Origin of the sequence: Microcoleus sp. F4-D5, assembly GCF_036704885.1 — a bacterium.
Lineage (GTDB): Bacteria > Cyanobacteriota > Cyanobacteriia > Cyanobacteriales > Microcoleaceae > Microcoleus.
Genome location: NZ_JAUBSX010000062.1, coordinates 16,959 through 28,558, shown reverse-complemented (window position 1 = coordinate 28,558; position 11,600 = coordinate 16,959). Strand labels below are relative to the sequence as shown.

At 45.4% G+C, this 11,600-nt stretch carries 11 protein-coding genes; 2 read left to right on the top strand and 9 right to left on the bottom strand.

From position 1 onward, the window contains the following. Positions 1-14: 14 nt before the first annotated feature. On the bottom strand, positions 15-1,079 hold the full coding sequence (locus QUA80_RS24170) for an aldo/keto reductase (RefSeq protein WP_333427553.1): 1,065 nt from the start codon (positions 1,077-1,079) through the stop codon (positions 15-17). A gap of 53 nt (positions 1,080-1,132) precedes the next feature. On the opposite strand from QUA80_RS24170, the gene QUA80_RS24165 reads away from it, so the two are divergent. After that, the gene (locus QUA80_RS24165) at positions 1,133-1,258 is read left to right on the top strand and encodes a hypothetical protein (RefSeq protein ID WP_333427552.1); all 126 of its coding nucleotides are present in this window, start codon (positions 1,133-1,135) and stop codon (positions 1,256-1,258) included. A 159-nt stretch (positions 1,259-1,417) separates the two neighbouring features. Here the strand turns inward: QUA80_RS24165 and QUA80_RS24160 are convergent, their stop codons facing one another. From QUA80_RS24160 to QUA80_RS24145, 4 genes are all read right to left on the bottom strand, one after another. Further along, on the bottom strand, positions 1,418-3,097 hold the full coding sequence (locus QUA80_RS24160; RefSeq protein WP_333427551.1) for a dynamin family protein: 1,680 nt from the start codon (positions 3,095-3,097) through the stop codon (positions 1,418-1,420). 14 nt (positions 3,098-3,111) lie between these two features. Next, positions 3,112-5,190 carry a dynamin family protein gene (locus tag QUA80_RS24155; RefSeq protein WP_333427550.1) on the bottom strand — a complete coding sequence of 693 codons (2,079 nt, stop codon included), beginning with the start codon at positions 5,188-5,190 and terminating at the stop codon, positions 3,112-3,114. Positions 5,191-5,223: 33 nt separating this feature from the next. After that, positions 5,224-5,559 (bottom strand): hypothetical protein, encoded by a 336-nt coding sequence (locus QUA80_RS24150; RefSeq protein ID WP_333427549.1) that lies wholly within the window; start codon positions 5,557-5,559, stop codon positions 5,224-5,226. Between the two features lie 199 nt (positions 5,560-5,758). Next, positions 5,759-6,280, bottom strand: coding sequence for a pentapeptide repeat-containing protein (locus QUA80_RS24145; RefSeq protein WP_333427548.1), 522 nt, complete (start codon positions 6,278-6,280; stop codon positions 5,759-5,761). Positions 6,281-6,508: 228 nt separating this feature from the next. Here QUA80_RS24145 and QUA80_RS24140 point away from each other — a divergent pair, with 228 nt between their 5' ends. Further along, on the top strand, positions 6,509-8,047 hold the full coding sequence (locus QUA80_RS24140; protein WP_333427547.1) for a SagB/ThcOx family dehydrogenase: 1,539 nt from the start codon (positions 6,509-6,511) through the stop codon (positions 8,045-8,047). A gap of 43 nt (positions 8,048-8,090) precedes the next feature. On the opposite strand, the gene darG is transcribed toward QUA80_RS24140, so the two are convergent. The 4 genes from darG to QUA80_RS24120 form a co-directional block, all read right to left on the bottom strand. After that, complete coding sequence (darG, locus tag QUA80_RS24135) at positions 8,091-9,125, bottom strand: type II toxin-antitoxin system antitoxin DNA ADP-ribosyl glycohydrolase DarG (RefSeq protein WP_333427546.1); 1,035 nt, start codon at positions 9,123-9,125, stop codon at positions 8,091-8,093. A 21-nt stretch (positions 9,126-9,146) separates the two neighbouring features. After that, positions 9,147-9,773 (bottom strand): type II toxin-antitoxin system toxin DNA ADP-ribosyl transferase DarT, encoded by a 627-nt coding sequence (darT, locus tag QUA80_RS24130; protein ID WP_333427545.1) that lies wholly within the window; start codon positions 9,771-9,773, stop codon positions 9,147-9,149. Positions 9,774-9,858: 85 nt separating this feature from the next. After that, entirely contained in the window at positions 9,859-11,244 is a 1,386-nt protein-coding gene (gene mnmE / locus QUA80_RS24125; RefSeq protein ID WP_333427544.1) for a tRNA uridine-5-carboxymethylaminomethyl(34) synthesis GTPase MnmE, read from the bottom strand. A 50-nt stretch (positions 11,245-11,294) separates the two neighbouring features. Beyond that, positions 11,295-11,504, bottom strand: coding sequence for a hypothetical protein (locus tag QUA80_RS24120; RefSeq protein ID WP_333427543.1), 210 nt, complete (start codon positions 11,502-11,504; stop codon positions 11,295-11,297). Positions 11,505-11,600: the final 96 nt, after the last annotated feature.

Below are 11,600 nucleotides of genomic sequence, written 5' to 3'. Positions count from 1 at the left end.
TATTTTCTAACAAATTATCCTAGCCAGGATGGGTTCATTGCGGTACTGTCAAATTGGTTGGTAGTTTTATACAGTTCGTATTGCCCTTTTGCCGCCGCTGCGCGTGTGCGAGTCAGCATCGCGGCAACTTGTTCTCGATCCATCGGCTTAAACGTGCGAGCGGCCTCAAACGCTTGATCGAGGAGTTGCGTACTATCAATGCCAGTAATCACAACAGAAGTAGGCAGATTCATCGCATAGTGGAGACATTCGATCGGGGTGACAGTATTACTTCTAAGCACGTAGGGGTCGCCCATCGATTTCATCCCCAACACACCGATTTGGTTCTTTACCAACACGGGAAGAACTTGTTGCTCAAAACTTCTAAAATGAGCATCCATCACGTTCAGCGGCATCTGTACCGCGTCGAAACGGAAATTGTTTTGAGCGGCAATTTCCAGCACTCGCAGGTGAACCAAAGGGTCTTTGTGTCCTGTAAACCCGATGTAGCGAATCTTGCCCGCTTTCTGCGCTTCCACCACAGCCTCCATTGCCCCACCGGGGGCAAAGATGCGATCGGGGTCTTCCATCCGAATAATTTCGTGATGCTGCATCAGGTCGATGCGATCGGTCTGCAACGCCTTCAGTGACTCATCAATCTGCATCATGGCAGCGGTTTTGGTGCGACCGTCAATCTTTGTCATCAGGAAGACCTTTTGCCGATAGCCATCCTTCAGCGCTTGTCCCATCCATCGGTGGCTGCGCCCGTTGTGATAATCCCAGGAGTTGTCCATAAAATTGATGCCGCGATCGATCGCACTGCGGATGAGCTTAATACTTTCTTGCTCCTCTCGAATGCGTCCGATATGATGTCCCCCTAAGCCGATCGCAGACACTCGCTCTCCCGTCCGTCCCAGCGTCCTGTAACTCATCTCGCCGCTTTGAGTTTGACCTTGGGCAACTGCACTTTCAGCATATACTTGGGTCGGTTCATCTTGAGCTAACAAAGGTTTGAAAAACCCTTCCGAAGCAGCCAGCCCTGCTGCAACAAAACCCGAAGCAGAAGTTACTTTTAACAAATCGCGTCTGGTGATACCCATAAATGTCTCCTTTAAGAAATAAGTAGGACTTACTCACAGTATTAGAGGAACAGATGCAAAAAGCCTCTCTCAAAGTAGGTCACAGAAATAATCCTAAAGAGCTAGAAGCCATCTTGTCTCTAGCCTTGGTCGGAGGTGCTGGAGTTATGGAACTGTCTAAAGGAATAACTCACTGCTAATTCGGCTTGTGTTCGCGAATACAAAAGCCCTAATGCAAAGTGTTTAAAACAAACTTTGCCGACGTTTATGCCGCTGGTTTATATTCCCCTCGCGCACCTTCTACTCAGCAAAAAAATGGGTGTTTTGAAAATTAATACTAGCCGCAAATTCGGTTCTGATCATTTGCCGTTAATTACAGATTTGGTCATTTGAAGGGATGATTCGATATTTTCTAACAAATTATTGATTAACTGTATCTGATATTGCTGAATATTGGTCTGTAGCGGCTCTTTGCTGTCAAAACAGATAACTTTTCCGGCGATTTCCTTGTAGTGTTGCAGCATGGAAAAAGTATCGGTACTGAAGCGAGCGAGATAGTTTTTAGCAGCCTCGCTGCAAATTTGCGTTACTTGATTTAGATAAGCTTCTGACGATTCAGGCGGCTTTTCATTCCCAGTTCTTTTATTCAAAATATAGCTAGCACCGCCGACTACTGCAGCTCCCACAGGCCCGCCCAACAGCCAACCTAAGCCGGTGGCGATCGCCACTGGAGCCACTTCGCTGTCGATCGACTTTTGAGCTGGAGGTGGCGGAGGTTCCGGTAAACTGACTTGCGGGGATGGAGGAAACGAAATCAAAAGTGCGATCGGCTGTTCTTTCTCAAAGAATTCGCAAGCTTTATTTACCCATTCTGCGATGGTTTGCTGCTGATGTAAGACCTCTCGCTGAAATTTTAGCTTCCACGCATCAAAACTTCCTTCCTGAAGCGACAGCGCCATTTCCGATTGATACCGCTGCAAAAGTGCGGGCTGGTAAAGCCAAATCTCGAAGTCGGAAACGCTGGCTTGAAAGCCTTTTGATATCAGTTTTTCAGCTTTTTGTTTAATTTCAATTTTGTCTTTGTGCTTTTTTTGAGCTGCGGCTATTTCTGCGGTGACAGTTTCAGCTTTCGCTCGGAGAGATTGGCAAATTTTAGTAGCTATAGCTTCAATTCTTGGCAACTTAACTGCTAGTTGTTCCTGTTGAGCTGCCACAATACTTTGCAAAGCCGATTCAAACGCGGCAATTCCTGTAGTTTGGGCGGCCGCCACATCTCCTTTCAGCCTCGCCCTCAAAGCCGGCAAAGCATCGACGCGGTAGATATTGCTGATATTGTTCGGTAGATTAGAGCGAAAACTTTCGGCAACAAACAACAACCGATTGTAAACTTGTTTTTGCTCGTCTGGTTCGAGTAGATTGAGAAAATTGGCAACAAAGACTACAGTGTTGATGTGGCGATCGCTCAACCAATCTCTCAAGTTCTCGCGTTCCCCTAAAGTCATCAATTTGCGAGCATCTAAAACCTGCACAACCAAATCAGCCGTTAGCAATTTATCCCGAACCAAATTATCCTGTTCTTCGCGATCGTTGGTTCCCGGCAAATCCAGCAATTCCACACCGGTTTGCAGGAATGGATGGGGACAGTAAACATTCACGGCGGCCACATCATCCCGCATTTGTCTCGCGTCGTCAAGGATGGCGTAGCGTTTCAACACATCAGTCCCCGGTTCGCTAATTTCCGTGCCGTCTTTCAGGGTAATTTTTGCGTGCAATTCCTCACCGTAGTTGACATAAATGGCAGCACCTGTAGTGGGCACAAGGTCGATCGGCAAAGCACGATTTCCCAGCATTGCATTGAGCAAAGTTGACTTGCCGTAATTAAACGGGCCAAAGACAGCAATTTGAAAAGTGGGTTTGGCGAGATAGTCGCAAATTGAGGTGGTATCGAGATACAGTTGGGAGTTTTTATCCAGTTCGAGAATACCGAGTGCTGATTTGAGATTGTCGGTCAGGTTTTGATAAATTTCGGGTTGCTGCATATTGTTGTTTTATTTCAGTTAGCGGAGGCTAGGAAACCTTGGTATAGCGATTCAATACTCTGCGACTCGGCAGAAACATCAGCATCCAATTTGTTCAAACGCTCAGATTCAGCCTGACAATTAATCTCGCGAGATTCCTTTTGTTCCAGCAAATTATCTAATTCTGCTTTCCGAGAATTAATATCAGCATTCATGCGATCGCCCACTTCTCGCCCGTAAACATCAAAACACTCCTTCACAGCATCGTGAATCGGCTGCCACTGCTCTTGAGCCACCTGCGGCAGATATTTTACTAGCTCTTTTTTCGCCGCTTTCACCAACTCTTTGCGAGCTCCGTCTGCTTGCAAAACCCCAACACCCATCCCCAACAAAGCCAAGTACAGCGGCCCCAAAACAATCCCCGTAACACTAGCAAAAATCGTACTGACGCTTAATACAGCGATTAAATTCAGCAGGATATTTTTCCAATCAAAACCCGCTCCTGCCATTGCTACGCCTGCCAGATTTCCGTTGGTTAACGAAAACAATCCCATTGCCCATTTGGCCCAAGCTGGCGAGTTATCTTCCTTCGAGTTGCTGACTGCTGCTGGTATCTTTTGTCCGGTCAGTTTTTCGGTAATTTTTTCAGTCACTTTCGTGTAAGATGCTCCGTAATTTGCCGCACTTTGCGATAGCTGCGAAAATGCTGAATTCATCTGTTGTTCTGCCGTGAGAGTCCAAGCTGCTAGTTTGTCGTTGATGTACTGTTCTAATGCTTGTCTGAGCGATGCTTCAAAAGCTTCTCGCTTGCCTTGGCTGAAGAAATCCAGAAATCTCAGTTCCGGTTGATACCGCAAAAAGTCTGTTTCAAAGGTATTTTCTAATTTCAGAACGTAGGTGCGGAAAGAATCTGCGATCGCCCGCGATTTACTATCTCTAACTTCGCTAATTTCTTGTTGAAATTCATCGCGAATCTGAGTCAGCTTTTTAAACTCCGGCTCAACTGAATTAATCTTTTCTTTCAACTCATTGACATCGCGATCGAGTAATGGTAATCTGCGCCCAACAGCTTCGCGGACGCGAGCAGAAATTTGACGCGCCAAAGTCCTCGCCGGACGCAATTCTGAAATCGCCCTTTCCTGCGTCAAAAACGTATTCAGTGCCGCCAAAAACTCGGGAAAACCAGTTCCTGCCAAATCCGCATCCGGATTTTTGATCCGCAACCTGAGCGCCTTAATTGAGCTAATTGCAAACACTCGCTCGTCGTAAATATCGTGTCCTTCTGTTAAACAATATTCAGCTAAATTAGCTTGAAAAACCCGCCGCAGTTTCCCTTCTGCTTCTGCTAATTCTTCAGGATCGTCCGGATCGATCAAACTTTCCCGCACCTGATCCCAAGCATTAATCAGAAAGAAAATGCTCAAACCGCGATTTTTGATGTAATTTTCTAGATAGCGTCTTTCACCCATCGTGCAAGGCTGAGTAGCCCTGAGTACGAACAAAATAGCGTGGCAGTTGTTGATGTAACCGAGAGATAATTCATTCCGGGCTTCTGTATCGTTCAGTCCGGGACTGTCTACTATTTCTATGCCTTTTTCCAGCAAAGGTAAGGGATATTCTACTACGGCGCAGTCGATATCGGGAAATGCTGGTTTCTTTTCTGCTTCTAGGCGTTTTGCCTCAGCGGGGTCAATTGTGTAGTTCTGTTTAAAACTTTTAAAATCGAGCTGTTTGGGGCTTTTGCCGTCATTGAAATAAACGGTAACTTTTTTTTCGGAACCGTAGCGCAAAATCGTCAGCAAAGCTGTACAGGGATTTACATCGCTGGGCAGTAAGTTTTCGCCGATTAAGGCATTGAGAAAAGTGCTTTTGCCGCGTTTCATGTCGCCTAAAACTAGCAGCCGAAAGACTCCTTGACGTAAGTTTTTGCTGGCGATATTGATGTCGGCGCTGTCGGTTTCTAAACCTAGTTTTCCTGATGCTTCCGCTGCTGCTAATTCTGATTGGTTGATTGCTGTCGCGATGTTGCTGAGGCGAGTGGCAATTTCTCGGCGGACGGCGGCTACTCGCTCTAAATCGTTGAGAAAGTTGCTAGTTTCGACTTTAAGGTTCATGGGTGTTTCCTGATATGTTCCGGCTTGGGCTTTTCAACTTCTTCTGTCTTCTTCAATAAACATTTTGTAAGCGATCCAAGCAATGCCTCCAACTATCAGTGCTGCTGCCAGCCAAGATGCTATGCGAACGGCAACGATAACAGCAATGACAATGCCTGTAAATTGAGCTGCTGCTATAATTTTTCTGCGCCACTGTTTGAGTTTGCCGTTAACTTGGCTGTCTGGTTCTTGGTACTTGCTCGTTAGATATTCTGGCACGGAACGGTCGATTTCGGCTTCTAGTTCGCGGAGCCGAATTTCTTGTTCTCGCTTCCGCAGTTCTTGTTCTTTGTGCCGGAGTTCTCTGGCTTTTTTGTCGGGAGAATTCATGAATTTTAGCCTGTTTTCCGCTGGAAATATGTGTTATTTATTGTCAATGTTGCGGAGCGATAAGTTCTCTACGACTGTAACTCACGTTTTCTCCCGTGTCGAGAAATGTTAAGAAATTTTAAAAAGGGCTATTCCCTACGGGATAGCTACGCTTTGCGACTAATTAAGCCGATCGTGCTAGACTAAGGGCTGAGAATCATCAATATCCTTCGGGCCCGATAGTAGTGCGATCGCACTCAGCTTCCGACAGATCGACCAAGCGAGAGCGAAATAAGTTGCAGCCCGCTAATTTAGCTTTAGTTAACTTTGCTTTTTCCAAATTAGCTCGGCTCAAATCCGCATATCTCAAATCGGCATTCGTCAAATCTGCATTGTATAAATCCGCACCTTGCAAATTGGCTTTTTGCAAATTTGCACCTTGTAAATTCGCGTGGCGCAAATTCGCTCTTGATAAATTTGCTCTTGATAAATTTGCTTGGGACAAATTGGCTTGATAAAGTTTAATGTCGCCCAGTTCAGCATCTTGCAACTCAGTTTGATAAAGATTGGCTTGAGTCAGATTTCCGTAGGGCAAATAAGCTCGCCTCAGAACACTATCAGAAAGATTTATTTCTGGCAAATCTGCTTGAAATAAGTTATCTTCACTTAAGTCAACGGCGTTAAAGTTTCGCTTGCCCTCAGCATACTGAGCGAGCAATTCCTCAGCGCTTAGCTTTTGCATTTTCACCCCTTCATGACAACAGCTACTGCAGTCAATCCATAACGATCATTAATGGTTTATATTCTGCGTATTTATACCTAGGTCTTTTCTTATGTTAAGCTTATGTAACAAAGGTCGCATTTTTTCTAAGATTTTTTTTATATTTGTAAATTTCTGCCTTGCTCCACCAGTAACCGGTCAGTGATGTCAAGATCGATAAACAAACCAAAGCCAATCCTCTATTGAAATATGCCAGAACTTCCTCTCTCCTTTGCTCAGCACTACCACGAACGGACAAAATACGACCCTGAAACCATTGCTGCCAAAAGCAAACGGCTAGATTGGACAGAGCAACCTGTGCCTTTCAAAGAATATAAAATTGGAGCGTGTTTTGACCTCAAGCCTTATCTAAAAGACCTCTCGGAGGAGTCCGAGGCCACTGCAGATGACCGTTGGTGGCAGCGATTGTCCAGCTTGTTGCTGTGCAGCTACGGGTTGACGGCGAAAGTGCAGACGCTAGACGACAGCTACCTGTATTTGCGATCGGCACCGTCGGCGGGCGGGCTGTACCCAGCAGAGGTTTATTTAATATCCCGCGGCACTGGGCAGTTGCCTGCTGGACTTTACAACTATCAGTGCAGAACTCATTCGCTTGTTCATTTTTGGGACAGTCAAGTTTGGCAGGCCTTGCAAGCAGCTTGTTTCCAGTCGCCAGCGCTAGAAAATACCCAATTGGCGATCGCCATTACGACAGTTTTTTTCCGTTCTTCTTGGCGTTATGAAGACCGAGCTTATCGGCGAATTTTTCTAGACACCGGCCATTTATTGAGCAATATCGAGTTAGCTTGCGCCATCAACGATTACCGACCTCACCTGATTGGAGGATTCGCCGACGAAGCTCTCAATCAATTATTATACATCGACTCGGAGCAAGAAGGAGCGATCTGTTTAGTGGCTTTAGCCGACTTGCTAGATATCGACCAAAACTTGCCAAAGTTCAAAACAGCTTTGCCCGGAAAAACCACCACAGATTACCCGCAACTTTCCGAAGGTCAACTGTTGGCATACCTCCACAAAGCCACAGAGTTAGAATCAGATACCACCGGATCGGATGGCTGGAAATTTGATGAAAGTGAAGGGGAATTAGACGATAAATACAACTTTCCCTTTTGTACTAAAGTTTCTACTGTCACTCCTTCGATTCCTTGGGGAGTGAACCTGGAAGATTTAGGAAACACGATGCTCAAAAGGCGTTCTACCCGTGCTTATACAGGTGCTTCTTTGAGTTTGGGCGAACTGCTGGCCCTGCTCGATTTTACTTACCAGCCACAGCACTATATCGACCAAGGATTAGACGCTTATCCCGACTATTTCGATCTGAGTTTGATCGAAACTTTTATTGCTGTTTCGGGAGTGAATGGGTTAGAAGAAGGCTGTTATTATTACGCTCCGAAAGCTCAAGAATTGCGGCAAATTCGGTTTAAAAATTTCCGCAGGGAGTTGCATTATTTGTGTTTGGGGCAAGACTTGGGCAGAGATGCGGCGGCGCTGTTGTTTCACACGGCGGATTTGAACAGGGCGGTGGGAAAATACGGCGATCGAGTTTACCGCTATTTGCACATGGACGCGGGTCATTTGGGCCAGCGGTTGAATTTAGCAGCTATTCAACTGCGTTTGGGTGTCAGCGGTATTGCGGGCTTTTTTGACGATCGCGTCAATGAGGTTCTCGGTATTCCTGCGAGTGAAGCTGTGCTTTATATTACAACTCTTGGAAGACCTCGATCGTAAGAATGACTCATCAGTCAGCATTAGTAAGAAGGCAGAAGGTATCCTAAAAAAACCAACTCTGGTCGCGAAGCCGCTGCCACGCTTTGCGAATATGTTGAGGCTTAAATAGTTCGCTCTTGCGAATGTTCCATTCGCGTACAAGTTCGATCGCTCTTTCGGAATCCTCTGCTGCTTCCCTATTTTCCCGAACAACCCAGTGAACAGTTGCCAGCAGTTCCATTCCGTAAGGAGTTTCAAAACCGTTGATTAAGTTGCTAACACGCTCTAGTCGCTCAATAGCATCGGGAGCATTTTCTAAAAATTTCCGCGCCGCTATTTCACCGTCAGACAACACATAGATTTGTGCCTCTCTACTCCTGTCTCCATAACCTCGAATAAAATGCCCTTCCAGCTTCTGCAAAACATGATTGAGATTATTTGCGTAGGGGCCGTACTTTTCTTTAACATACTGTAATCTGAGCGGTTCTCCTGCAATTTGAAGGAAGTAAGCTAGCTTTTGAATTTCGAGCATTGTCAGCCGATAACCTGGAATTCCATACAGTTGCAGCAAGCGAACAAACAAGGCACGAGCGCGAGTCATTTTTGGTTTTTCGGTAGCAACCTGCATCGTATCAGCTTCAGGAGTACCCTGCGGTTCAAACAGCAAAACTTGCACGTTAGGCAGTTCCAAAAACGCCGATTCAATGAGAGGTTTTACCGTCTTCCAAGACAAGCCGCCGTTCCCGCAACCCAGCGGAGGAACCGCAATAGAAGTGATGCCTAAAAGCTTTACTTCCTGAATCAAAGCTTTTAGTCCAGTTTGAATATCTTCGATTTTTGATTTTCCTCTCCAGTGACGTTTAGTCGGAAAATTAATAATGTATCGGGGATTAAATAGATTGCCCGAAGATACTACAAACATTCGGCCCGGCTGCACTTCACCGGCGCGACAAGCCTTTTCATATTGGCGGAAGTTTTCTGGATAAGCCTGCTTGAACTGCAAGGCAATTCCTTTGCCCATAATTCCCACACAATTAACTGTGTTCACTAAGGCTTCTGCATTTGCTTCTAAAAGGTTGCCTTCCTTGATTTCAATCACTTTTATTTCCTACTATTTATTTCAATAATACCAATCTTTATGCACTCTTACGGGGGTTTGAGCTGTAAAATTTTGTAAAATATTTTCTACTTGTGATTGAATTGTATAATCGATTACGCCGATTTCTGTGATTAACTCCCAAGGCAAAAAGTTTCTAACTAAAAACTCGGCTTGACGCCTGCGTTTTCGGTCGTTGTCTTCATTTGTATCAAACCAATAACGAGAGTCCATAACATCCCAGTCGATCGCACCTAGATAGTCGAGGTCATCAAAAAAATCGGTGAATCCCATGACTGCATGACCGTCAGTAAAAACAAAATCTAAACCCCTAATGTCTATCTCAAATACATCAGAAACTAGGTGAATAACTGCTGCTTGACCTTGAGTATATTTTGGTACATTGCCCTGATTAATGGTGTATAACATCGGAGATCGCGGTGCAAAATAAAAGGGAACATAATCGTGCAGTACGCCACCTGCACTGCAGGGAACGCGGATTCTAGCGCGACGATCTTGGATATTTTCGTAGGCGATATTAGTGTAGTTAGTTCCTGTCTCAAGCATAACGTTGTAAGCTAACAATCCACCTTCCGAAATAATAGATTCTAGATTGTCAAGGGGGGTGATGTGGTAGATAGGTAATGGCACTGCTGTTATCTGTTTGCTGTTTCAGGTTTAACACATAATTATAATATCTGCTTGGCAGTTAAAGATAAATAATCTTTGACCATTACTATTTGCCAATGCAAAATCTGCTAAATATCCTGTCGAGCACTGATTCGGTCACTTCTTCGCCCGTAACTTCCCCCAATGCTTGAATTGCACCGCGCAAATCAATTGTCCAGAAATCTAAAGGCAATTTGTTGCTAATAGTATCCGTGCATTGTTCTAGAGAAATTTTAGCTTTGGTTAAGGCTGCTGCTTGCCGCTGGTTGATTGCTAAGTCTGAGTTTGCTGCTTGCAAATTTCCCCTGCTGACGGCATCTAAAATGGCTGTTTCTAACTCTTCTATGCCTCGATCGAGGGCGGCGGCTGCGGTAACTGTGCGGTGAATTTCAGCGGAAAAAGGTAAATCTGGAATTGTTGTTACTAGGTCAATTTTGTTGATAATTACAATTAGCTGGCGGTGCTTTACTTGTTCGTAAATTTCCGAATCGCCTTCCGTCCAACCAGATGCCGCGTCAATTGTCAACAGCACTAAATCGGCTTGTTTTGCTGCGGCGCGCGATCGCTCAACGCCAATTTTTTCTACCTTGTCTTCGGTTTCTCGAATGCCTGCAGTATCGAGCACCTGCACCGGAATGCCGCCCACAACTAGCTGCGATTCTACCACGTCCCGCGTCGTACCGGGCAAATCCGTGACGATCGCCCGATCGCTCTTACTCCACGCATTCAACAAACTCGATTTTCCCACATTCGGCCGCCCGACAATCGCTACTTTTAAACCAGTTCTCAACAATTCTCCGCGATCTGCCGTCGCCAAAATTGTTGACAATTCCTCCAAAACATGATTTATTTGCCAAGAAGTGTTAGCTTCATCTAAAGGCGGCAAATCTTCCTCAAAATCAATTCTCGCCTCAATTTCTGCCAGCACGTCCAAACAAGTTGTTCTCAATTTGCGGATCGGTGCAGCTAATTTTCCCTGCATAAGGGCCAAAGCACTTTGTGCAGCAGCGGGCGATTTTGCTCCCACCAAATCAGCAATACTTTCAGCTTGAGTTAAATCGAGCCTTCCGTTCAAAAAAGCCCGCAGCGAAAACTCTCCCGGCCCGGCCAATCTCGCCCCGTTTTCCAAACACAACTGCAAGACTTGCTGCACGGCAATAATACCGCCGTGACAGTGAAATTCCACCACATCTTCGCGAGTAAAAGAACGCGGTGCTTTCATAATTAGCAGCAAAGCTTCATCTACTAATTCTTGAGTTTTAGGGTGGCGGATGTGCCCGTAAAGAATGCGGTGAGACTCCCAAATTTGCCGTCCTGGGGCGCGAAACAGAGTTTCGGCAATTTTTAAGGCTGCGGAACCGGAAACTCGCACAATGCCGACGCTGCCTTGTTGGGGAACTATGGCAGTGGCGATCGCTGCGATCGTTCCTCCTTTGGTTAATGATTCAGACATTTTTATTGTTCGCACATTGAAAAGTTCTCTCAATCTCCTGTTTTTGAGTATCACGTAATTGCTTCTGGGTTTTCGAGAGTATAAATCTCTGGTTTGTCATTCAAAAAATTAAAATAGCCGCCCTTTTGGGCAAGCTGCACGAGTTCCTGAGTCAAATGGTAGGGGAGAGTTGGTAATATTTTTCCCAGGCTCGCTAATTGCTCGTCGGCGGCGATAGGTAAGATAACTTTAATTAGGGATTTAACCAGTTGTACGTTCATTTGACTGACCTCCGGCGTGCTTGTTAAATTATACATTTCTTATTGACAGAATAAACAATTTAAGCGATTTTTTTGTAAGATATTAGAAGAGCGCCG

Coding starts and splice junctions, on each gene's coding strand:
- QUA80_RS24170 (WP_333427553.1), bottom strand. CDS start 1,079: ATGGGTATCACCAGACGCGATTTGTTAAAAGTAACTTCTGCTTCGGGT.
- QUA80_RS24165 (WP_333427552.1), top strand. CDS start 1,133: ATGCAAAAAGCCTCTCTCAAAGTAGGTCACAGAAATAATCCTAAAGAG.
- QUA80_RS24160 (WP_333427551.1), bottom strand. CDS start 3,097: ATGCAGCAACCCGAAATTTATCAAAACCTGACCGACAATCTCAAATCA.
- QUA80_RS24155 (WP_333427550.1), bottom strand. CDS start 5,190: ATGAACCTTAAAGTCGAAACTAGCAACTTTCTCAACGATTTAGAGCGA.
- QUA80_RS24150 (WP_333427549.1), bottom strand. CDS start 5,559: ATGAATTCTCCCGACAAAAAAGCCAGAGAACTCCGGCACAAAGAACAA.
- QUA80_RS24145 (WP_333427548.1), bottom strand. CDS start 6,280: ATGCAAAAGCTAAGCGCTGAGGAATTGCTCGCTCAGTATGCTGAGGGC.
- QUA80_RS24140 (WP_333427547.1), top strand. CDS start 6,509: ATGCCAGAACTTCCTCTCTCCTTTGCTCAGCACTACCACGAACGGACA.
- mnmE (WP_333427544.1), bottom strand. CDS start 11,244: ATGTCTGAATCATTAACCAAAGGAGGAACGATCGCAGCGATCGCCACT.
- QUA80_RS24120 (WP_333427543.1), bottom strand. CDS start 11,504: ATGAACGTACAACTGGTTAAATCCCTAATTAAAGTTATCTTACCTATC.